The 22,902-nt window shown below is 59.6% G+C and carries 18 protein-coding genes; 13 read left to right on the top strand and 5 right to left on the bottom strand.

Annotated features, from left to right (window positions below; genetic code table 11):
• Positions 1-51: 51 nt before the first annotated feature.
• The 6 genes from JOE29_RS04960 (at position 52) to JOE29_RS04935 (ending at position 10,685) form a co-directional block, all read left to right on the top strand.
• Positions 52-1,809 carry an ATP-binding protein gene (locus tag JOE29_RS04960; RefSeq protein WP_003425219.1) on the top strand — a complete coding sequence of 586 codons (1,758 nt, stop codon included), beginning with the start codon at positions 52-54 and terminating at the stop codon, positions 1,807-1,809.
• Positions 1,810-1,815: 6 nt separating this feature from the next.
• On the top strand, positions 1,816-3,150 hold the full coding sequence (locus JOE29_RS04955) for a sigma-54 dependent transcriptional regulator (protein WP_210078892.1): 1,335 nt from the start codon (positions 1,816-1,818) through the stop codon (positions 3,148-3,150).
• A gap of 224 nt (positions 3,151-3,374) precedes the next feature.
• A complete protein-coding gene (locus JOE29_RS04950; RefSeq protein ID WP_210078890.1) occupies positions 3,375-5,750 on the top strand; it encodes a PAS domain-containing protein in 2,376 nt (791 codons plus the stop codon).
• A 166-nt stretch (positions 5,751-5,916) separates the two neighbouring features.
• Positions 5,917-7,611, top strand: coding sequence for a molecular chaperone HscC (locus JOE29_RS04945; RefSeq protein WP_004416350.1), 1,695 nt, complete (start codon positions 5,917-5,919; stop codon positions 7,609-7,611).
• Positions 7,608-9,143, top strand: a complete 1,536-nt coding sequence (locus JOE29_RS04940; protein ID WP_074997119.1) for a J domain-containing protein — start codon at positions 7,608-7,610, stop codon at positions 9,141-9,143. Before JOE29_RS04945 ends, JOE29_RS04940 begins: the two co-directional genes overlap by 4 nt.
• Before the next feature lie 216 nt (positions 9,144-9,359).
• Entirely contained in the window at positions 9,360-10,685 is a 1,326-nt protein-coding gene (locus tag JOE29_RS04935; RefSeq protein ID WP_003395916.1) for an MFS transporter, read from the top strand.
• A gap of 220 nt (positions 10,686-10,905) precedes the next feature.
• Here JOE29_RS04935 and JOE29_RS04930 read toward each other — a convergent pair whose 3' ends face one another.
• Complete coding sequence (locus JOE29_RS04930; RefSeq protein ID WP_161937034.1) at positions 10,906-11,100, bottom strand: hypothetical protein; 195 nt, start codon at positions 11,098-11,100, stop codon at positions 10,906-10,908.
• A 179-nt stretch (positions 11,101-11,279) separates the two neighbouring features.
• Here JOE29_RS04930 and JOE29_RS04925 point away from each other — a divergent pair, with 179 nt between their 5' ends.
• Both JOE29_RS04925 and JOE29_RS04920 read left to right on the top strand, forming a co-directional pair.
• The gene (locus JOE29_RS04925) at positions 11,280-11,597 is read left to right on the top strand and encodes a hypothetical protein (protein ID WP_003395917.1); all 318 of its coding nucleotides are present in this window, start codon (positions 11,280-11,282) and stop codon (positions 11,595-11,597) included.
• Positions 11,598-11,742: 145 nt separating this feature from the next.
• Positions 11,743-12,366 carry a flavin reductase family protein gene (locus JOE29_RS04920; RefSeq protein ID WP_003406312.1) on the top strand — a complete coding sequence of 208 codons (624 nt, stop codon included), beginning with the start codon at positions 11,743-11,745 and terminating at the stop codon, positions 12,364-12,366.
• Here JOE29_RS04920 and JOE29_RS04915 read toward each other — a convergent pair whose 3' ends face one another.
• Positions 12,367-12,606, bottom strand: coding sequence for a hypothetical protein (locus tag JOE29_RS04915; protein WP_003406313.1), 240 nt, complete (start codon positions 12,604-12,606; stop codon positions 12,367-12,369).
• 164 nt (positions 12,607-12,770) lie between these two features.
• On the opposite strand from JOE29_RS04915, the gene JOE29_RS04910 reads away from it, so the two are divergent.
• Together JOE29_RS04910 and JOE29_RS04905 are read left to right on the top strand one after the other, a co-directional pair.
• Complete coding sequence (locus tag JOE29_RS04910) at positions 12,771-12,941, top strand: hypothetical protein (protein ID WP_004416346.1); 171 nt, start codon at positions 12,771-12,773, stop codon at positions 12,939-12,941.
• Between the two features lie 127 nt (positions 12,942-13,068).
• Positions 13,069-14,565 carry an MDR family MFS transporter gene (locus JOE29_RS04905; protein WP_004389716.1) on the top strand — a complete coding sequence of 499 codons (1,497 nt, stop codon included), beginning with the start codon at positions 13,069-13,071 and terminating at the stop codon, positions 14,563-14,565.
• 14 nt (positions 14,566-14,579) lie between these two features.
• Here JOE29_RS04905 and JOE29_RS04900 read toward each other — a convergent pair whose 3' ends face one another.
• The 3 genes from JOE29_RS04900 to JOE29_RS04890 form a co-directional block, all read right to left on the bottom strand.
• Positions 14,580-15,713 carry a DUF3396 domain-containing protein gene (locus JOE29_RS04900; RefSeq protein WP_210078882.1) on the bottom strand — a complete coding sequence of 378 codons (1,134 nt, stop codon included), beginning with the start codon at positions 15,711-15,713 and terminating at the stop codon, positions 14,580-14,582.
• Positions 15,694-15,897 carry a hypothetical protein gene (locus JOE29_RS04895; protein ID WP_080268406.1) on the bottom strand — a complete coding sequence of 68 codons (204 nt, stop codon included), beginning with the start codon at positions 15,895-15,897 and terminating at the stop codon, positions 15,694-15,696. Before JOE29_RS04895 ends, JOE29_RS04900 begins: the two co-directional genes overlap by 20 nt.
• Positions 15,898-16,192: 295 nt before the next feature.
• Positions 16,193-16,852, bottom strand: a complete 660-nt coding sequence (locus tag JOE29_RS04890) for a TetR family transcriptional regulator (protein WP_003395927.1) — start codon at positions 16,850-16,852, stop codon at positions 16,193-16,195.
• A 255-nt stretch (positions 16,853-17,107) separates the two neighbouring features.
• On the opposite strand from JOE29_RS04890, the gene JOE29_RS04885 reads away from it, so the two are divergent.
• The 3 genes from JOE29_RS04885 to JOE29_RS04875 are packed head-to-tail and all read left to right on the top strand — an operon-like array spanning position 17,108 to position 22,863.
• On the top strand, positions 17,108-18,268 hold the full coding sequence (locus JOE29_RS04885) for an efflux RND transporter periplasmic adaptor subunit (protein ID WP_004389713.1): 1,161 nt from the start codon (positions 17,108-17,110) through the stop codon (positions 18,266-18,268).
• Positions 18,269-18,271: 3 nt separating this feature from the next.
• Positions 18,272-21,406: an efflux RND transporter permease subunit gene (locus tag JOE29_RS04880; protein WP_010424049.1), complete on the top strand. Its 3,135-nt coding sequence runs from the start codon at positions 18,272-18,274 to the stop codon at positions 21,404-21,406.
• The gene (locus JOE29_RS04875; RefSeq protein WP_003395934.1) at positions 21,403-22,863 is read left to right on the top strand and encodes an AdeC/AdeK/OprM family multidrug efflux complex outer membrane factor; all 1,461 of its coding nucleotides are present in this window, start codon (positions 21,403-21,405) and stop codon (positions 22,861-22,863) included. The genes JOE29_RS04880 and JOE29_RS04875 overlap by 4 nt, the downstream gene beginning before the upstream one ends.
• The last annotated feature ends 39 nt before the right edge of the window (positions 22,864-22,902 follow it).

The following is a 22,902-nucleotide window of genomic DNA, read 5'->3' as shown; positions in this document are numbered from 1 at the left end:
TCGTGAGCATTCGCTCGGGAACGCGCCAGCAGGGTTCAATCAGGCTGCGACATGACGCTCAAGCATCGCTACTGGCGCATTACCCTGTACGTGCTGCTGATTCTGGCCGGTGCAGCCCTGTGCGCCGGGCTAGCGATGCGTCAGGCGCAGCGTCACGCAATGTCGGAAGATGCCGCACGTGCCGAAGGACAGTTGGCACTGTATGCCAATACCCTGCACACCCTGATCGAGCGCTATCGCGCCCTGCCCTCCGTGCTGGCGCTGGACCCGGAAATTCGTGCCGCGCTGAGCGGCCCGGTAACCGGTGAGGTGCAGAACGCACTCAACCTCAAGCTGGAAAAAATCAACAGCGCGGCTCATTCGTCGACGCTGGAGTTGCTCGACCGGCATGGTCTGGCGATTGGCGCGAGCAACTGGCGTACGCCCAATAGCTATGTCGGCCACAACTACGCTTTTCGACCCTACTTCCTGCAAACCCGCGCCAAGGGCACCGGGCGCTTTTATGCGGTCGGTGTGACCACCGGAATTCCGGGGTACTTTCTGTCCAGCGCGGTCTTGAACGATACCGGTGGGTTCATGGGGGCAATGGTCGTCAAACTGGAGTTCCCCAGCCTTGAGCAGGAATGGGATCAGGGTGAGGACCTGCTGCTGGTCAGCGATGAGAAAGGCATCGTATTTATCGCCAATCAACCAGGCTGGCGTTATCGCGAGCTGCTGCCGATCTCGATGGAAGACCGTGCCACCCTGTTGCGCACCCGCCAGTACGACAAGCAGGTATTGTCACCGCTGCGCAGCCGGGTCATCGACAGCTTCAGCGAAAACAGCCATTTGAGCCGTGTCGACGGCCCGTACGGCACGACGGATTATCTCTGGCAGTCGCTGCCCCTTACCGACGAAAACTGGACCCTGCACCTGTTGCGCAAGCCGCCCCCCTCCAGTGAGGACGTTCGCAATGCAGGACTGGCCGCCGCAGGCATCTGGCTGGCGCTGGTATTTCTGAGCCTGTTTCTCTATCAGCGCTGGCGACTGGCGCGATTGAGGGAGCGCAACCGGGATGAACTTGAGCGCCTGGTGCAAGCGCGCACGCGTGATCTGCAAACCGCGCAGGACGGTCTGGTGCAGTCGGCCAAACTGGCGGCGCTGGGGCAGATGTCGGCAGCACTGGCCCACGAAATCAACCAGCCGCTAACCGCCCAGCGCATGCAACTGGCGACCCTGCGACTGCTGCTCGATCAGGGCCGCATCGATGAAGCCTGCAAAGCGCTGGTTCCCGTCGATCAGCAACTGACACGCATGGCCGCCTTGACCAGCCACCTGAAGACCTTCGCGCGCAAGAGCCCCAGCGGCCTGCGCGAGAGGCTGGACCTGGCCACGGTTGTCGATCAGGCTTTGCTGTTGCTTGACCCGCGCCTGCGCGAGGAACACGTCGACTGCGTCCTTCATCTGGCTCGCCCGGCATGGGTGCGCGGCGACGCCATCCGCCTGGAACAGGTAATGATAAACCTGCTGCGCAATGCACTGGACGCCATGCGCGAGTGCCGCTCCAGGCATCTTGAAGTGCGTATCGACGCCGTCGACAACTATTGGCGGCTCAGCGTCAGGGACAACGGAAGCGGGATCGCCGCGGAAAATCTGCCCAGCATTTTCGATCCGTTCTTCACCACCAAACCGGTAGGCGACGGCCTGGGCCTTGGCCTGGCTGTGTCGTACGCCATCATTCATGAACTGGGCGGGCAACTGACGGCGCAAAACCATGCGGACGGTGCCGAGTTCTGGTTCAGCTTGCCCAACGACTTTCTGGAGGCCTGACCCGGCATGTTGAATTCGGTCATCGTGGTAGACGACGAGGCGCCCATTCGGCAAGCCGTCGAACAATGGCTGACGCTGTCGGGGTTCGAGGTGCAAGTCTTCGCCCGCGCCGAAGAGTGCCTGGCCCACCTGCCTGAGCACTTCCCCGGCGTCGTGCTGACCGATGTGAGCATGCCAGGCATGAGCGGCCTGGAGCTGCTGACCCGGTTGCAAGGCGCAGACCGCGACCTGCCGGTCATCCTCCTGACCGGCCATGGCGATGTGCCGATGGCCGTGGAGGCGATGCGCGAGGGGGCCTATGACTTTCTGGAAAAACCGTTCAGCCCGGAAACCTTGATCAGCAACCTGCGGCGCGCCCTCGAGAAACGCCAACTGGTGCTGGAAAACCGCCGCCTGCACGAGCAGGCCGATGCCAGAACCCGGCTGGACGCCACGCTGCTCGGCGTATCACCCGGCATGCAGACACTGCGCCGCCAGGTGCTGGAACTGGCGCAACTGCCGGTCAACGTGATCATTCGCGGGGAAACCGGCAGCGGCAAGGAACTGGTGGCGCGCTGCCTGCACGATTTCGGTCCGCGCGCCGCCAGACCTTTTGTTGCACTCAACTGCGCGGCCATCCCGGAACACCTGTTCGAAGCCGAGCTGTTCGGCCACGAAAGCGGCGCCTTCACCGGTGCGCAGGGCAAGCGCATCGGTCGCCTGGAGTATGCCGACGGCGGCACGGTGTTCCTCGATGAAATCGAGAGCATGCCGATGGCGCAACAGGTCAAGCTGCTGCGCGTTCTGCAGGACAAGCGCCTTGAGCGGCTGGGCTCGAATCAGAGTATCGACGTCGATCTGCGAATCATTGCCGCGACCAAGCCTGATCTTCTCGAAGAGGCGCGTGCCGGGCGCTTCCGCGAAGATCTGGCCTACCGCCTCAACGTTGCCGAGCTACGCTTGCCGCCGCTGCGCGAGCGCCTTGAAGACACCGCGCAACTGTTCAGCCACTTCGCCCGCGCCGCCGCCGAACGCGTGGGCAGGGAACCGCCCGCGCTGGACGCAGCTCATCTGAGCCGCCTGCTGGGCCATGACTGGCCAGGCAACGTGCGCGAGCTGGCCAATGCCGCCGAACGGCAGGCTTTGGGTCTGGAGCACGCCCTGCCGCAATCTGATACCCAATCGGCAGGGCACTCGCTGGCGGCGCGTCAGGAAGCCTTCGAAGCACAATGCCTGCGCGCTTCGCTGGCCCGTCATAAAGGCGACATCAAGGCGGTGCTCAATGAGTTGCAACTGCCGCGGCGGACGCTGAACGAGAAGATGCAGCGCCATGCTCTGGTACGCGAAACGTTCCTCGAATGAGGGCTGCGCACATTCCGTACAGCTTGTTCCGGCGATAACCGAACATTTCCAGCAGCGCCGGGTCTGCATACTGTTCACGGCTATATGAGGTCGTGATGGCTGGATACTTGCGAGGCATGATGACATCATGGCCGTCTGGTTACCCAGCTCACTTTGACAGTCCGAAAGATGGGGCATTTTCTACCGTGAATACTCCCCTCGACCTCCCCTTGGGAGGCGGCGAAATGGGTCGGTTTATCCGAGAGACGGACTGGTCGACGTCCGCGCTGGGACCCAAGCATGCATGGCCCGCAGCGCTACTGTCTTCAATGAATCTGATGCTCAGTTGCCCGGACAGCATGTACCTGCTCTGGGGACCTGACTACACCCTGTTTTTCAATGACGCTTACTCTGGGGTCCTGCCGATTGCCACCCAACAGGCGCAGGGGCAGCCCATTGCCTCGGTCTGGGGCGATGCCTGGGAAGCCGTGCGGCCGCTCGCCGAGCAGGCGCTGGCCGGACAAAGCCGCCGGTCTGACAATATTCAGCGCACCATCGTGCGCAATGGCAAGCCCGAGCAGACCTGGTGGTCGCTGTCCTATTCGCCGCTGTATGGCGATAGTGGCCTGATCGAAGGTGTGTTCTGCCGGGTCAACGAGACCACGTTGCAGGTCATGGCCGAAGTCCGTCAGTCGGAGAACGAAGCGTTCACCGACCGTGTGCTGTCGAGCATCAACGACTGCATCAAGGTGCTGGACCTCGATTCGCGCCTGACCTTCATGAGTGAAGGCGGTCAGCACATCATGGAAGTCAGCGATTTCAATGCGATTCGCGGCTGCCCCTGGCCTGACTTCTGGCAGGACCAGGGCAATCTGGACGCCATTGCTGCGGTCGACGCGGCACGAGCGGGCCAGAACGCCAGCTTCACCGGCTCGGCGCAGACCCTGGCGGGCACCACCAAGTGGTGGCATGTGCAGGTCAGTCCGATTTTCGGCAAGGACGGCAAACCGGAGAAGATTCTCTGTGTTTCCAGGGACATGACCCAGCTCAGAGACGCTGAAGAAGCCCTGCTGTCGCTCAACGAGACCCTTGAACAGCGCGTGGTGGAACGCACCCAGGACCGTGATCGCATCTGGCGGCTGTCGACCGACCTGATGCTGGTGGCGCAGTTCGACGGGATCATCTCGGCAGTCAATCCGGCATGGACGCAAGCACTCGGCTGGTCGGAAGAGCAACTGCTCGACAGCCAGTTTCTGGCACTGGTGCACCCTGAAGACGTGGACAACACGCTGGCCGCCATGAGCGGGCTGGAGAGCGGCCGCACGATTCCGCACTTCAAGAATCGCTATCGCCATCAGGACGGCTCGTACCGGACCATCTCCTGGACTGCCGTTCCGGACAAGCAATTCATCCATGCCGTCGGCCGTGACATTCAGGCCGAAGAAGAGGCCAATGAAGCGCTGCGGCTTTCGCAGGACGCCCTGCATCAGGCGCAGAAGCTGGAAGCCATCGGTCAACTCACCGGTGGCGTGGCGCATGATTTCAACAACCTGCTGACCGTGATCCGCTCCTGCAGCGACCTGCTGAAGTCATCGAACCTTGAAGAGCACCGCCGTGTGAAGTACGTCGAGGCCATCTCCAGCACGGTCGACCGGGCCGCGCGCCTGACCGGCCAGCTGCTGGCGTTCGCCCGCCGTCAGGCCTTGCAGCCGGAAGTGTTCGATGTGTGCAAGAGTGTGGCGCGCATCGGCGAGATGATGGACACGCTGACCGGCGCGCGTATTCAGGTCAGCATCGACCTGCCTGCCGGACCGTGCTTTATCTTCGCCGACGGCAGCCAGTTCGATACTGCGCTGGTCAACATGGTGGTCAACGCCCGCGATGCAATGTCCGGCGCGGGTAAGCTGATCATAAAGGTTGAATGCGCTGCCCACTGCACTGCAGACCAGCCGGCCTCACACAGCGCGGGTGACTATGTAAAGGTATCGCTGACCGATACCGGCGCAGGTATTGCCAAGGAAAAACTGGGCCTGATCTTCGAACCGTTCTATACCACCAAGAGTGTCGGCCAGGGCACCGGGCTGGGTTTGTCGCAGGTATTCGGGTTTGCCAAGCAGTCGGGCGGTGAAGTGCTGGTTGAAAGCGAGCTTGGCAAAGGCAGCCGCTTCACCCTGTGCCTGCCCAGCGCACAGGATCAGGAAGTCGTCCAGGAAGACCATCACCACACGCTCACCCCATTGCCCGGGCTATGCGTGCTCATGGTCGAGGACAATCAGGACATCGGTACCTACACCCGTCCCATGCTTGAGCAACTGGGCTTTCAGGTACTCTGGGTCAGCAGTGCCGCCGAAGCGCTGAAAGAGCTTTCCGGCAACCCGGAAAACTTCCATGTGGTGTTCTCGGACATCGCCATGCCGGGCATGAGTGGCCTGGAGCTGTACGCCGAAATCGAAGCGCGCTACCCGTGGATGCCGGTGGTTCTCACCACCGGGTACAGCACTGAGTTCGCGACGATCGCTCAGGACGAAACACATCGCTTCGACCTGTTGCAGAAACCCTATTCCAGAGACGATCTGGCGGCGATTCTGCACAAGGCCGTGAGCCGTAGCGGCGAACACTAAGGGGATGGATTCGCATCAATTCATCACGCCAGCGGATTCACTGATGCCTGATACGCATGAGTGAATCCCGGCACTCCCGACGCATAAAACCAAGACAACACCGGTTGCCTTGATTCAGAATCACGCAAAACATCGCAACACTCTTAGAGCAGGGAGCATTTTCGAGATGATCGTCGGTATTGATCTGGGCACCACCAACAGCCTGGTGGCTGTATGGCGCGACGGCAGCAGCGAGCTGGTGACCAACGCATTGGGAGAAACACTCACCCCCAGCGTTGTCGGGCTGGACGACGACGGGCAGATCCTGGTCGGCAAGGCAGCCCGCGAACGCCTGCAGACCCACCCGGAAAAAACCACCGCCCTGTTCAAGCGCTACATGGGCAGCGCCCAAGAAATTCGCCTGGGATCTGCTACTTACCGCCCCGAAGAGTTGTCATCGCTGGTGCTCAAAAGCCTGAAGGCTGATGTCGAGCGCGCGTTTGGCGAGCCTGTCACCGAAGCGGTGATCAGCGTCCCGGCCTATTTCAGCGACGCGCAGCGTAAAGCCACGCGTATCGCCGGGGAGCTGGCGGGGCTCAAGGTCGAGAAGCTCATCAACGAGCCAACAGCGGCGGCACTTGCGTATGGCCTTCACCAGAAGGAAGGCGAAACCTCGTTTCTGGTCTTCGACCTGGGTGGCGGTACCTTCGACATCTCGATACTCGAACTTTTCGACGGCGTGATGGAAGTGCGTGCCAGCGCGGGCGACAACTTTCTGGGGGGTGAAGATTTCGATCAGGTCATGGTCGAGCACTTTGTGAACCTGCACCGCGATGAGCCGGACTTCCCGTCAACGGAGCTGATTGCCCCGGCCTTGCGGCGCGAAGCCGAGCGGGTGCGCAGGGCTTTGGGCCAGGACGGGAGTGCCGACTTCGTATTGCGTCACGCCGACAGGGAATGGCGAAAAACCATTACTCAAGAGCAAATGAGCGATTTTTATGCGCCCCTGCTCAACCGCCTTCGCGCGCCGGCCGAGCGTGCGCTTCGAGACGCGCGGATACGCGTCGCCGATCTGGATGAGATTCTGCTGGTGGGCGGCACCACGCGCATGCCACTGATCCGCAAGCTTGCCGCGAGCCTGTTCGGGCGCTTCCCTTCCATTGCACTCAATCCCGATGAAATCGTCGCTCAGGGCGCAGCGGTGCAGGCGGCGCTCAAGCAACGGGACGCAGCGCTGGAGGAGATCGTCCTGACCGATGTGTGCCCTTACACACTGGGGATCGAGACCATCACGCAAGTTGGCAATCGCTATGAAAGCGGTCATTACCTGCCCATTATCGAACGCAACAGTGTCGTACCGGTCAGCCGGGTAAAAACGGTCCAGACCGTCAGTGATGATCAAGAGCACGTTATGGTGCGGATCTTTCAAGGCGAAAGCCGCATGGTCAAGGACAACATCGCCCTGGGCGAGCTCATTATCCCGATCCCCAAGGCGAAGGCCGGCGAAGTGGCGCTGGATGTGCGTTTTACCTATGACAACAACGGCCTGCTGGAGGCCGACGTGATGACACAGTTGACCGGGGAACGTCACAAGCTGGTCATCGAAAACAACCCAGGCGTGATGACGCCTGATGAAATACAGGAACGCCTTCAGGTACTCGAAGCGCTCAAAGTCCATCCGCGCGAACAGCAGGCCAATACTCATCTGATCGCCAGACTTGAACGCCTGTATCAGGAATGCCTGGGCAGCGATCGAGAACTTATCGATCACTGGACCACCCAGTTCCAGCATGTGCTGGAGACGCAGGACGAGCGGCAGATCAGCGAAATTCGCAAGCAACTCAAACAGGAAGTCGACACGTTCGAGCAGGGCGCAAGATGATCGACTGTTGGTCCGTACTTGAGCTGAATAACGATGCCGACGAGCGCAGCATCAAACGCCAATATGCCCGGTTACTGAAGGTCAACCGCCCAGATGAAGACCCGGTAGCCTTCCAGAATCTGCGTGATGCCTATGAAGAGGCGCTGCAGCGGGCACGATCGCGCGCAGATGAAGACGACCAACCTGTCATGCTGCGCCAGCCCTTGCCTGCCCCGCTTCTGACAACGACCGTTATCGAGCAGTCCGATGGCATGGACTGGCTTCAACAGGTCAGGCAAACCACAGCGCAGAACCTGCCCGAGCAACAGCAGCTCGCCATGGAGCATGGACAGGCGGAGCGCTTTCAACAACTGTTGCTGCTGGAGTGCCTGAACGACTCGGCGCGTCGCGTCGAATTGATCAAAGCTGCATTTCAGCATCTGCGCTGGCTGACGGTATGGCAAAGCATTCATATCAGCAGCTACCAGCAGCACGCCTTGGCCGAGGCGATATTGCGCGAGGCGTTCGAAGCGTTCAGCGCACTCATCGAGAGCGGGCAGCATGAGCGCTTCATTGAAGAACTTCAGACGCTGGAGCAGCAGCCCTGGCTGACAGAGCTGGAGCGTCGCGAGCATTTGCAATGCAGGTGCATGGTCTTGCTGATTGCCAGCCACCATGTGACCTCTGACCTGCTGGAACAGACGCGCGCGGTATTTGGCTGGAACCTGCAGCAAAACCTTCACCCCGGTCCTGAAGACCTTTGGCAGACACTGCGCCAGCGATACGAAGAAGTGGAGTACGCCGAGCATCTGCAACGCCTGCTCGATGCCAAACCGAGTACTGCCGAAGGCAAGGCCGCGCACTTGATGTTCAAGCCGCCACGTCTGGCTGCGCGGATCCGTACCGCAGTCAAGCAAGACGCTTCGGTGTGGAACGCCTGCGCGCATATTCAGGAGCAGTTGACCGTCCACTACCCCGACGTCCTCAAGCGCTACCCCGAAGCAGACCTGAATGCCTGGAAACTCATGCGTGAGCAGAGCGACTTCACGCCGCTCATCTGGGTCTACATCGGCGCGTTTCTGCTGGCGTTGCTGGCGCCTCCACTAGCGCCTGAAGGCACGGAATACAATCCGGGAACGCGGGTCCTCGTGCTGTTCCTGACACCGCTCTGGACAACCGTCGGCTTCTTCATCTTTATCTGCGTATGGCGTCCGCTGATGATTCTGGCAGAGCCTGCCGATGCCTGGCTGAGCAGCAAGTTACTGCCCAAGGTGCTGAGCTGGCCCGGTGCCCAGGCGCTGGTCTTGCGGCATGGCCTTCCGTTTTTGTTTCTAGGCCTTGTCCATGTGCTCGACGGCCCGCGCACGCTGCTGGTTTATCTGCTGCTGGCGGTGCTGTGGGTCGCCCTGTCGCCCTATCGCTACCTGTTTCAGACAGCGCCTGCCCGGCAGAAGATTCGACAGTTTTATGCAAGACACACGGTCATGGTGATCATTGGCACGCTGAGCATCGTCATGGCAGCGCTGTTGCTCTCCTCTAAACTGAGCGCTTGAGCGGTCTTCTGTCGGCAATCCACCAGAACACCCTGCTGCAAGCGCTTCCATCGGCAAGAATCCGCTTACCCCTGCCGGGCAGATAAGCGGATTCTTGCTCATAAAAGTCGCCCGACCGCTCTAGAACAAGCCCTCATGGTCTGGCACAGCTCCTGCTATGTAACACGCAGGGCATCCAATGCCTCCTTCCAAAAATAATGAAAAACAAGGAACACCATGGAAACTTCCAATCCCGCCTCCCATGGGTCGGCTGCTACTGCCGCTGGCCAGAAAACCACCTCCAGCCGTCTCAAATCGATTTTCAGTGGTTCGGTCGGCAACATGGTCGAGTGGTACGACTGGTACGTCTACGCCGCCTTCTCGCTGTACTTCGCCAAAGCCTTCTTTCCCAAGGGCGACACCACCGCCCAGTTGCTCAATACCGCTGCGATCTTTGCCGTCGGCTTTCTGATGCGGCCTATCGGTGGCTGGCTGATGGGGCTTTACGCTGACTACAAAGGCCGCAAGGCTGCGCTGATGGCATCGGTGCTGTTGATGTGCTTCGGCTCGCTGATCATTGCCCTGACACCAGGCTATGAAAGCATCGGCGTCGGTGCTCCGATCCTGCTGGTGTTCGCCCGCTTGCTGCAGGGCCTGTCTGTCGGCGGTGAATACGGCACGTCCGCCACCTACCTCAGCGAAATGGCCACCAAGGAACGTCGCGGCTTCTTCTCCAGCTTTCAGTACGTCACGCTGATTTCCGGCCAGCTCATCGCGCTGGGCGTGCTGATCGTTCTGCAACAGACGCTGACCACGGAGCAACTGTATGCCTGGGGCTGGCGTATCCCGTTCGTCATCGGTGCACTGTGCGCAATCGTCGCGCTGTTTTTGCGTCGCGGCATGGAAGAAACCGAGTCGTTCACGCGCAAGAAGAAGGAAAAGCCCAAGGAAAGCCTGATGCGCACGCTGATGCGTCATCCAAAGGAACTGATGACCGTCGTGGGTCTGACCATGGGCGGGACGCTGGCTTTCTACACTTACACCACTTACATGCAGAAGTATCTGGTCAACACCGTCGGCATGAGCATCACCGACTCGACGTCGATATCAGCGGCAACACTGTTTCTGTTCATGCTGTTGCAGCCGGTGGTCGGTGCGCTGTCCGACAAGATCGGGCGTCGTCCGATCCTGATTGCGTTCGGCGTACTGGGAACGCTGTGTACCGTACCGATCCTGACCACGCTGCATACCATTCAGACATGGTGGGGTGCGTTCTTCCTGATCATGGCGGCACTGATCATTGTCAGCGGCTACACCTCGATCAACGCAGTGGTGAAGGCAGAGCTGTTTCCGACCGAGATCCGCGCGCTGGGCGTCGGCCTGCCTTACGCCCTGACAGTATCGATCTTCGGCGGCACTGCGGAATACATCGCGCTGTGGTTCAAGAGCATCGGTATGGAGACCGGTTACTACTGGTACGTCACTGCCTGTATTGCCTGCTCGCTGCTGGTGTATGTGTTCATGAAAGACACGCGCAAGCACTCGCGTATCGAAACTGACTGATAAGGATTGCGAGGACTCTCGTGCCCAGGCTCCGCTCTCATCGTTATATACAAATCTCGTGGGAGCGAGCTTGCTCGCGAAGAGGCCGGTACAGTCTTCAGAAATAGAGCGTTATGACTGACTCTTCGTGAACAATGGGGATCGCCGCCCCGTTCCACTCCATTTTTCGGGCTTATCGAGACGTGTGTATAACGCTGAGGACTCCGCGCAGGCAGAAGAGTCATTCAGGCTCACTTAAAACGATCAATATCATCGCCCGCATTGATACATCAGCCGCTACAAAACAATCCATTACATGCAGCACCTGCAACAGAGTGTTACAGGGCGGTGCGCTACTTAGCCAACTTTCAGCAATAACCGCTTGAATAAACTGCGCTTTAAATTTGTCAAGAGCCTTTATTACAAGACTTTTCAAGAATTGCACCACAATAATGCAACCCCCGCTGAAAGGCCCGAAATCAGAGCATCACAGCCAACTATCATTTTCAGCGATGATCGCTAGCAATCCTATTAACTTCTTAATAATCCGCTGGCGCGTAGCATTGCCTCCATACCGGGATGACAACTCACCCGACACGCATTGGAGACATCATCATGAAAACCAACACACTGATCTTTGGCCTGGCTATCTCTGTTCTGGCTTCGAGCGCATTTGCACTTCCAGCCACCAACGTTCAGAGCGACCTGTCCAGCACCACCCTCGTTGCTGAAGGCGGCACCAAACACACTAACGTCGGCTCGATCCGTGTATCTGCGGACGGCGCAGATCATGTCGGTGCCAACCGTCTCGCCGCTGATGGCGCAGACCGCGTCGGTGCCAACCGTCAGGCTGCCGATGGTGCAGACCACGTCGGTGCCAATCGTCTTGCTGCAGACGGTGCAGATCGCGTAGGCGCCAACCGTCTGGGCTGATCGCTCACGCAACACCCCCAAAGCCCGGCTGATGTCGGGCTTCTTCATGTCTGGCTCAGAATGAAACACGCACGCCCCTCTGGCATCCTCTGCAAATGCGCAGCACTATGCTGACATCCACTATTGAGCCCATCAGGAACCGAGCATGTCAGACGCTATTCACTCCTACGAGCCATCCAAGGGTCACGGCCTGCCGCACGACCCGTTCAACGCGATTGTAGGCCCACGCCCGATTGGCTGGATTTCGTCGCAGGATGCCAACGGCAAACTCAACCTGGCACCTTACAGCTTCTTCAACGCGTTCAACTACGTGCCGCCGATCATCGGCTTCTGCAGCGTGGGTCGCAAAGACAGCCTCAATAATATCGAGCAAACCGGCGAGTTCGTCTGGAACCTGGCGACCCGCTCGCTGGCCGAAGCCATGAACCAGAGCTGCGCGCCGGTGGCGCCGGACGTCAGCGAATTCGAACTGGCAAACCTGACCCCACTGGCCTCGCAGATCGTCTCGGTGCCGCGTGTACTCGAAACGCCGGTGTCGTTCGAGTGCAAGGTCACACAGATCATTCAGTTGCAGCGTGCCGACAAGGAGTTGGTGCCAAGCTGGTTGATTCTCGGCGAAGTGGTGGCGGTGCATATCGACAAGTCGCTGCTCAAGGACGGCGTTTACGACACTGCCGCCGCCGAGCCGATTCTGCGCGGCGGCGGCCCGGCGGATTACTTCCAGCTCGGCCCGGAAGCGCTGTTCAAGATGTTCCGCCCAGGCGCCTGATCAGGCGTCAGCCCACACCGGTTCGCCCTCTGCATCGATATCGACCAGCCGCTGCAGCTCTTGCACAGCGGCCAAGTCGGCATCATCGGCGGTCTTGAATTTCTGGTCCGGCAGCAGCGCATGGAAGCGCGGTGCGCCGCCGGCGCCCAGCGCCTTTACGGCAATCGCCGCGTTATACCCCTGCTCGGACGGCATGACTGCCGAGACCACTTCAAACCCGTTGTATTCCTTGCGTGCCATGTCTCTCAACCCTGCCAATACGTCAAAGCGCGAATTCTAGCGCGTCTTTCGGCTCGTCCGACACGCGGCATGCAGCGATAAAGCCGCCGACGCAAAACCCAACCTTGTCCTACACTCTAATCAGTCCTTTCAAACTGCTCTGTAGCCGAGGTAAGGAGTGCGTCATGAAAGCAATAACAAGAAAGTGCATGGTTGTCGCAGGCGCTCTGGCGGTATTGGCTGTCTACAGCGCCGGTGCCTATCGTAACGAACTGGCGCGCCAGGCCCCCTATGTTTCCAGCTGTACGTTTGGCCATTGCGTGCCAACCGATGCAACCTTCAGCGCCTTGCGATGAGACTCGCGCCGTGTGAATTGCATTGCCATTGCACAAAGGCAGCTATCGATTAGCAAGCTATCGGATTAGACTGGCCAGACTCTCCCGCCACACTTGCGGCGGGTCAACACTGCCATCAGGTTTTGCCTTGACCAGTCTTAATCAAACGCCTCCGGCCATCCGCAGCATCCTGTTTGCGTTGATGATGGCAGTCCTGCTCAGCGCGCTGGACCAAACCATCGTCGCGGTGTCGATGCCCGCCATTTCCGCGCAATTCAGGGATATCGATCTCCTGGCCTGGGTCATATCCGCCTACATGGTGTCGCTTACCGTGGCCGTGCCGATCTACGGCAAGCTCGGCGATCTTTACGGGCGACGTAAACTGATGCTGTTCGGGCTGGGGATTTTTACCCTGGCTTCGCTGTTCTGTGGCCTGGCGCAGAGCATGGAACAACTGGTGCTGGCGCGCGTCCTTCAAGGTATCGGCGCTGGCGGGATGGTTTCGGTCAGCCAGGCGATCATCGCCGACATCGTTCCACCTCGCGAGCGCGGCCGTTATCAGGGTTACTTCAGCAGCATGTACGCCGTGGCCAGCGTCGCCGGGCCGGTACTCGGTGGCCTGATGACCGAATACCTGTCCTGGCGCTGGGTGTTCCTGATCAATCTGCCCCTGGGAGCAGCCGCGCTGATCGTCGCGTATCGGACCCTCGTCGGCTTGCCAGTCCCGCAACGCAAGCCGATTATCGATTACCTGGGTACCGTGCTAATGATCATCGGCCTGACAGCGCTGCTGCTGGGGATTACCGAAATTGGCCAGGGGCATGGTCTGGGCGACACCGAGGTTCAGTTGTTACTGGGCACGGCCCTGCTGACACTGGCCATTTTCGTCTGGTACGAACGTCGCACAGCCGAACCCTTGCTGCCCATGCATCTGTTCACCAACAAGAGTGCCGTGCTGTGCTGGTGCACCGTGTTCTTCACCAGTTTTCAGGCCATTTCCCTGATTGTTCTGATGCCGCTGCGTTATCAGACCGTTACCGGGGGCGGCGCAGACAGCGCCGCCCTGCACTTGCTTCCACTGGCTATCGGCATGCCGATGGGTGCCTATTTCGCCGGGCGACGCACCGCGCATACCGGGCGTTACAAGCCACTGATCCTGACCGGTGCGCTGTTGATGCCGGTTGCGATTCTGGGCATGGCCTTCACGCCGCCGCAATCGCTGATAGTGATGAGCCTGTTCATGATCCTCACCGGTGTTGCGACCGGTATGCAGTTCCCCACCTCATTGGTCGGCACCCAGAATTCGGTTCAGCTCCGGGATATGGGCGTGGCCACCAGTACGACCAATCTGTTCCGCTCACTGGGTGGTGCAGTGGGCGTGGCACTGATGTCGGCGCTGCTGCTGGCCATGTTGCAACACACCGGAGTCGGCCAACTCGGCGCAGGAGCACTGGGTGGCGAAGGCGGCTCCGGCAATGTCCTGCTCGACAGCCTTAACGCGGCAACCGGCCCGGCGCTGGAAACTCTGCGCGCCGAACTGGCAGTGACCTTCAGAAATCTGCTGATCACCAGTGCGGCCATTTCGTTGCTCGGTCTTGCGGCAGCCGCGGTGATGCCCAATACGTTGCTGCGAGGACGGGACTGATCGGCCTTTCAGTTTCAGGAATGCATCCCGGCCCAAAACCATTGCGTTTTCTTGCTCTTTATATGGGCAAACGCAGGCATGAGTTCACCTTCGTCGAAGTGTCGACGTGAGCCTGACTGTGCACTGCTGAACCAGTTGCCGGAGCGAGGGCAAGCTTGCCCGGCATTGACCGGCGGCAGCGGCTTTTCGTCGAATCGCGCATACCACTGCGCGGTGGTTTCATCGGTAAAGCCAATCCCTGGAACCAGGTAGGGATGAAGATTGCCGGTGTCCTGCAGGCGAATCGGCTTGATCATCCTGTTGACCGTCACATAAGACTGCGGCGGCGGCAGCCCTCTCCCGCCCAGCTCGGGCACCTCACCGGCGCGGATGATCAAGCCATTGCGATAGGTGTGGAACACGATCTCGCTGTGAGCGCTCATCTCGCCGCGCATTTTGTCGCTGCCTCCCAGCTGCCTGACGAACGCATCGCCAAGCACGGTGTACCAACTGACGCCCTTTATGCGGTCCAGCAGACGCAGGCTTTCAATGTGCGGGCCGGGATCGACCATCAGCCCGCTAAAATCCTGAGCAAGCCGAAATTCCCGGGGCAAATACTGATGGCCGTCGCACGGCAAAACGCAGGCAAGACCACCAAAGCCGTGCTCGGCCTGCAGTTCGCTGCTGAGGTACCTGATCCACTCCTCGTACTGTTTCAAGCCGTCGGGCTCGGTCAGATATGACCAGGGCAGAACCATTTTCAGACATGATCGATCGTTGTCGGCCTGGCCCTCTGAAGTGTTCATCACGAACAGGCTGTAGGTGGCGACTTCAGCCTGAGTGGCGCTGGCGATAGACCAGATGAACTGCTCGTCTGGCGGGCTCTCGACAATCTGGCGCCGGGTCGAAGCGAACCCGGAGCCGCTCAGGCGACGCATGCGTTTGAAGAGTTGCCATTTGAGTCTGTTTTTGAACGCTTCGTAAAAGCGCAAAAAGCAGGCTTCGACGCGACGCTTCATCTCCACAGTGTGGCCATTGCGAAAATACAGCGTGGTGATCAACCCCAATCGTATGACCGGTGTGCCCAATACTGAATCCATGGCCACACGTTCAGATTGTTGCGTGATCCTGGCCAATAACCCCACAGCGTCAGTTGCAGTGTCCGACATGCCCTGCCCTCCCATCAGTCGCCGGGGTCAGGTTTTTGCGCGTACCTGCATGCCCTTCGCAGGTATCGGTCACGCCAGAGATGTCCCCGCTCATTGGGTAGCCATGGCCCTGCCTGCCCGAGTAGACATCAGCGTAACTGGTGATGATTTCAGGGCACATAGGCGCAAGATTCGGCAAAAACATGCAACCTTCCTCTCTTCTGATCTTTCAGGAGGCGAAGAGTGAAGGGAGTTTTCCTGCGGAGCAATACTCGGAATTTACTTTGGGAAATCAGCTACATGTATCAGGAAATGTCCTACTTGCTTCCTACAATATCTTGTCAGATCAACGCTCGCTGATGCTTGCACGGCGAGCGCAATCGGTAAATACAGGTAAACGATCGGTAAACACACTATATAAGAGGCACGGATTGGAGTTAGGCTCTGCACAGCATCGCTGGCAGGCGGAACCGGCGGGTGCCGCCGCCGGTCATGTTCAGTCAGGCGCCAACTGTCGAGCGGTTGCTGTCGATCAGCAACGTCGGGCTGAAACGCAGCATGTCCAGGCACACGTCGACCAGTTGCTCGGCCTCTGCGGGCAGCGAGAAGCTGTCCGGAACCAGCAGCCATTGGTAAATGATGCCGTTGACGTAGGCAAACAGCGCCACGGCAGCCCGGGCGGTGTCCAGCCCTTTGGGTAATTGCCCCTGGCGCACGGCGTTGTTCAGCCCCAGGGTGATACGGTCGTGGCACTGTATGGCGTTGTCCTGACGCTGACGACGGAAATCACACATCTCGTCGGTAAACTCGCACTTGTGAAAGAGGATTTCATTGATGCGACGGGTTTTCGGGTCCAGTGCGAGTTCATGAAACAGGTGAATCAACAGATTTCTCATGCAGCCCAGCGGGTCTTCCTCGTCCTCGCTCTGGCTGGCCTCGGCCATTTCGTCAAGAGGCTCCTGAAGGCTGTCGAGCATAGCCTGCACCAGATCGGCCTTATTGTTGAAGTGCCAATAGATGGCGCCTCGCGTCACACCGGCAAGGGTGGCAATGTCGGCCAGCGTCGTGCGGGCGACGCCTCGCTCATAAAAAGCCTGCTCGGCAGCCTCCAGAATCTGGCTGCGAGTGATCTGAGCTTCCTCTTTGGTGCGACGAACCATGGCAATAAGACCTCAAAAAATTCACCTCAGGCATGCGTCTTGCGTCATGCCTCGAGATATGACCGGGCGGCATTTGTCTCGCCTTGTCCCGAATTGGCTCCCGGCTCCCTGAATACTGGCCGAATGCGCACGGCAGGTGTTTACAAACAACCGCGAATGTAAGTATATTCCTTAGCATGCTACTTATCTAGCCGAAATATTTTTTAACACTTCAACGTACTGTTGAGAAAACAGGCTCCTGCCCCGAGGATCTTCATGCAATTCAAGCCAGCTGTTACCGTTCTGGTCACTGCCATCGCCCTGGCAACCCTGCTCAGTGGCTGTAGCAAGAAGGAACAGGCCGCCCCGCCTGCGCAAACCCCTCAGGTAGGCGTCGTTACCATCAAAGCACAGCCGTATACCCTGACCACCGAGCTGCCGGGCCGAACCACCGCATTCCGCGTTGCCGAGGTTCGCCCTCAGGTCAACGGCATCATTCTCAAGCGTCTGTTCACCGAAGGTGGGGATGTCAAAGCCGGTCAGCAGCTCTACCAGATCGATCCGGCTGTCTATGAAGCCAACGCCAACAGCGCCAAGGCCACCCTGCAGTCCGCCAAGTCGATGTCCGATCGCTACAAGCAACTGGTCAGCGAGCAGGCAGTGAGCCGTCAGGAGTACGACACGGCGCTGGCATCCACCCAGGAAGCTCAGGCAACCCTGCAGACCGCCCAGATCAACCTGCGCTACACCAAGGTGCTGGCTCCTATTTCCGGTCGTATCGGTCGCTCTGCGGTGACTGAAGGCGCACTGGTGAGCAGCGCGCAGACCGACGCGATGGCAACCATCCAGCAACTCGATCCGATCTATGTCGACGTGGTGCAGTCATCTGCCGACATGCTCAAGCTGCGCAGCGACCTGGATAGCGGCAAGCTGCAGAAAGCCGGTGACAACGCGGCCAAGGTCAAGCTGACCCTGGAAGACAACAGCGTCTACGCCCAGGAAGGCAAACTGGAATTCTCCGAGGTATCGGTTGACCAGACCACCGGCTCCGTAACCCTGCGTGCGGTGTTCCCGAACCCTGAACACCGTCTGCTGCCGGGCATGTTCGTTCATGCGCAGTTGCAGGCTGGCGTCAATTCGAAGGCCATCCTGGCACCGCAGCAAGGCGTAACCCGTGACCTGAAAGGCACGCCGACCGCCATGGTAGTCAACCAGGACAACAAGGTTGAAATGCGCACGCTGGTGGCCAATCGCACCGTGGGCAGCGACTGGCTGATCGAAGACGGCCTGAAAGAAGGTGATCGCGTCATCACCGAAGGCTTGCAGTACGTCAAACCAGGCGCCGAAGTGAAAGTCGCCGAAGCGACCAACGTCAAAGGAGCAAACCCGGCACCTGCCCCGGCCACTGATAAAGCCGCAGGCAGCAAAGGGGAGTAACCCATGTCGAAATTTTTTATTGATCGACCCATTTTTGCCTGGGTTATTGCCCTCGTGATCATGCTGGTCGGTGCGCTGTCGATTTCCAGCCTGCCGATCAACCAGTACCCGAGCATCGCACCGCCCGCCATCGGTATCCAGGTCACCTATCCGGGCGCGTCTGCCCAGACGGTGCAGGACACTGTGGTCCAGGTGATCGAGCAACAGCTCAACGGTATCGATAACCTGCGTTATGTCAGCTCGGAAAGTAACTCCGACGGCAGCATGACCATCACCGCGACCTTCAATCAGGGCACCAACCCGGATACGGCGCAGGTCCAGGTGCAGAACAAGCTCAACCTCGCGACCCCGCTGCTGCCGCAGGAAGTGCAGCAACAGGGTATCCGCGTCACCAAGGCAGTGAAGAACTTCCTGATGGTGATCGGTCTGGTGTCGGAAGACGGCAGCATGGGCAAGGAAGACCTGGCCAACTACATTGTGTCGAACATGCAGGACCCGATCTCCCGGACCTCCGGTGTGGGTGACTTCCAAGTGTTCGGTTCTCAGTACGCCATGCGTATCTGGCTGGACCCGGCCAAGCTGAACAACTTCCAGCTGACCCCGGTAGACGTGAAAAACGCGATCACCGCACAGAACGTTCAGGTGTCGTCCGGCCAGTTGGGCGGCCTGCCATCGATCAGCGGCCAGCAGTTGAACGCTACGATCATCGGCAAGACGCGTCTTCAGACCGCCGAGCAGTTCGGCAATATCTTCCTCAAGGTCAACACCGACGGCTCACAGGTTCGCCTGAAAGACGTCGCTACAGTCGGCCTGGGCGCAGAGAACTACAGCACCGATTCGCAGTTCGACGGCAAACCGGCTTCCGGTCTGGCGATCAAGCTCGCCACCGGCGCCAACGCACTGGACACCGCCAAGGCCATCCGCGCGACCGTTTCGTCGCTGGAGCCATTCTTCCCGCCTGGCATGAAAGTCGTGTACCCGTATGACACCACACCGGTGGTGAGCGAATCGATCAACGGCGTGGTGCACACCCTGATCGAAGCGATCGTGCTGGTGTTCCTGGTGATGTACCTGTTCCTGCAGAACTTCCGCGCAACCATCATCACCACGATGACGGTTCCGGTGGTCTTGCTGGGTACGTTCGGCATCCTCGCGGCTTTCGGTTTCACCATCAACACCCTGACCATGTTCGGTATGGTGCTGGCCATCGGCTTGCTGGTGGACGATGCGATTGTGGTGGTGGAAAACGTCGAGCGGGTCATGGAGGAGGAAAAGCTCTCCCCGCGCGACGCCACGATCAAATCCATGACACAGATTCAGGGCGCACTGGTCGGTATTGCCCTGGTGCTGTCGGCGGTTCTGTTGCCAATGGCGTTTTTCGGTGGCTCCACCGGGGTGATCTACAAGCAGTTCTCGATCACCATCGTCTCGGCCATGGCCCTGTCGGTCGTGGTTGCGCTGATCTTCACCCCGGCGCTGTGCGCCACCATGCTCAAGCCCATCGATCACGAGAAGCACGGGCAACCGAAACGTGGTTTCTTCGGCTGGTTCAACCGTACCTTCGACCGTAGCGTTCTGAGTTACGAGCGCGGCGTCGGCAACATGCTCAAGCACAAGTGGCCTGCGTACCTGGGTTACATACTGATCTGCGCGGGCATGGTGTTCATGTTCATGCGTATTCCGGCTGCGTTCCTGCCGGATGAAGACCAGGGCGTTATCTTCGCCCAGATCCAGACACCGGCCGGCTCCTCGACCGAGCGTACGCAGGAAGTCATCGATCAGATGCGTGAGTACCTGCTGACCAAGGAAAGCGGCGCAGTGAAGTCGGTGTTCTCGGTAAACGGCTTCAACTTCGCAGGCCGCGGTCAAAGCTCGGCGATTGCGTTCGTGATGCTCAAGCCGTGGGAGGAGCGTGATTCCAACAACAGCGTCTTCGAACTGGCCAAGCGGGCTCAGGGCTATTTCTTCAGCCTGCGCGACGCGATGGTGTTTGCGGTCGTCCCGCCTTCGGTACTTGAGCTGGGTAACGCCACCGGCTTCGATGTTTACTTGCAGGATCAAGGCGGCGTGGGTCACGACAAGCTGATGGAAGCGCGTAACCAGTTCCTCGGTATGGCCGCACAGAGCAAGATTCTGGCGGGTGTGCGTCCCAACGGGCTGAACGACGAACCGCAGTACCAGTTGATCATTGACGACGAGCGCGCCAGCGCTTTGGGTATCACCCTGTCGGACATCAACAACACACTGTCCATCGCGTTGGGTGGCAGCTACGTCAACGACTTCATCGACCGTGGCCGTGTGAAGAAGGTGTACATCCAGGGCGATGCAGGTGCGCGTATGACGCCTGAAGACCTGAAGAAATGGTACGTGCGCAACAGCGCGGGTGAGATGGTGCCGTTCTCGGCCTTCGCCAGCGGCAAATGGTCCTACGGCTCGCCGAAACTGTCACGCTACAACGGCGTGGCGGCAGAGGAAGTGCTCGGTACTCCAGCCCCTGGTTACAGCAGCGGCGACGCGATGAACGAAGTCGAGGCGCTGGCCAAGAAGCTGCCGCAGGGCATCGGCATCTCGTGGACCGGCCTGTCTTACGAGGAACGCCTTTCCGGTTCGCAGGCCCCTGCCCTGTATGCCCTGTCGTTGCTGGTCGTGTTCCTCTGTCTGGCGGCGCTGTATGAAAGCTGGTCGATTCCGATCGCGGTCATCCTCGTGGTGCCACTGGGGGTTATCGGTGCATTAATGGCAACCAGCCTGCGCGGTCTGTCCAACGACGTGTTCTTCCAGGTCGGCTTGTTGGTGACGGTGGGTCTGGCGGCGAAAAACGCCATTCTGATCGTCGAGTTCGCCAAAGAGCTTCACGAACAGGGCAAGAGCCTGGTGGACGCGGCGATCGAGGCCTGCCGCATGCGTCTGCGCCCGATCATCATGACTTCCATGGCCTTCATCCTCGGCGTCGTACCGTTGGCGATTTCCACGGGCGCAGGTTCGGGTAGTCAGCATTCGATCGGTACTGGCGTAATTGGCGGTATGATCACCGCAGTTATTCTGGCGATCTTCTGGGTGCCCCTGTTCTTCGTAACGGTTTCAGGGCTCTTCAAGAGCAAGCAGAAACATATTTCACACGATGAGGCTGGCCAATGAGCAAGTCATTGATCTCACTTGCAGTTACCGCGTTCATTCTCGGCGGCTGCTCTTTGATCCCCGATTACAAGCAGCCGGAAGCACCGGTCGCGGCACAATATCCGCAAGGGCCGGCGTACTCGCCGGTCGAAGGCGCCAAAATGGCCGCCGCGGAACAAGGCTGGCGGCACTTCTTCAATGACCCGGCGCTGCAACAGCTGATTCAGACTGCACTGCTCAACAACCGTGACCTGCGGGTTGCGGCGCTGAACATCGACGCCTACCGCGCCCAGTACCGTATCCAGCGCTCGGACCTGTTCCCTGCCGTTTCGGCCACGGGTAGCGGCTCACGTCAGCGCGTGCCAGGTGACCAGTCGCAAACCGGTCAGCCCGGCATCACCAGCAGCTACTCGGCCACCCTGGGTGTCAGCTCTTACGAACTGGACCTCTTCGGCCGGGTACGCAGCCTCAGCGAGCAGGCGCTGGAGACCTACTTCGCCAGCGAGGAAGCACGTCGCAGCACCCAGATCAGTCTGGTGGCCAGCGTCGCCAATGCCTACATGACCTGGCAGGCCGACAAGGAACTGCTCAAGCTGACGCAGGACACCCTGAAGACCTACGAAGAAAGCTTCCGTCTGACCTCGCGCGCCAGCGAAGTCGGCGTGTCTTCGGCACTGGACCTGAGCCAGTCGCGCACCGCCGTCGAAAGCGCGCGCGCCAAACTGGCCCAGTACCAGCGCCTGGTTGCCCAGGATCAGAACAGCCTGGTGCTGCTGCTCGGCACCAGCCTGCCTGACAACCTTCCGGCCAGCCATTTGCTCGATTCCGACATGCTGACCGAAATGCCCGCAGGCCTGCCGTCCGACCTGCTGCAGCGTCGTCCGGACATTCTCGAGGCCGAGCACTCGCTCAAGGCGGCCAACGCCAACATCGGCGCGGCACGTGCAGCGTTCTTCCCGAGCATCAGCCTGACGGCCAGTGCCGGGACCAGCAGCAGCGAGCTGTCCGGCCTGTTCAAGGGGGGATCGGGCGCCTGGCTGTTCCAGCCAAGCATCAACATTCCGATCTTCAACGCCGGTAACCTGCGCGCCAGCCTGGACTACTCGAAAATCCAGAAGGAAATCAACGTCGCCAACTACGAGAAGGCGATTCAGACCGCCTTCCAGGAAGTGTCCGACGGCCTGGCTTCACGCAAGACCTATGACGAGCAGCTCCAGGCGCAACGTGACTTCGTCGCGGCCAACCAGGATTACTACCGTCTGGCCGAGCGTCGTTACCGGATCGGCATCGACAGCAACCTGACCTTCCTCGACGCCCAGCGCTCGCTGTTCAGTGCGCAACAAACGCTGATCACCGATCGCCTGTCGCAGCTGACCAGCGAGGTCAACCTGTACAAGGCCCTCGGCGGCGGCTGGTATGAAAGAACCGGACAGACCGAAACCATCTCCAAGGAGAAGCCTTCGGTTCAGCTGTTCTGATTGACAGCGGCAGACAAAAAAACCACCTGATCAGGTGGT

Origin of the sequence: Pseudomonas sp. PvP009 (assembly GCF_017832995.1) — a bacterium.
Lineage (GTDB): Bacteria > Pseudomonadota > Gammaproteobacteria > Pseudomonadales > Pseudomonadaceae > Aquipseudomonas > Aquipseudomonas syringae.
Note: the sequence above shows the minus strand (reverse complement) of the source record. Positions and strands in the feature narration are given on the sequence as shown.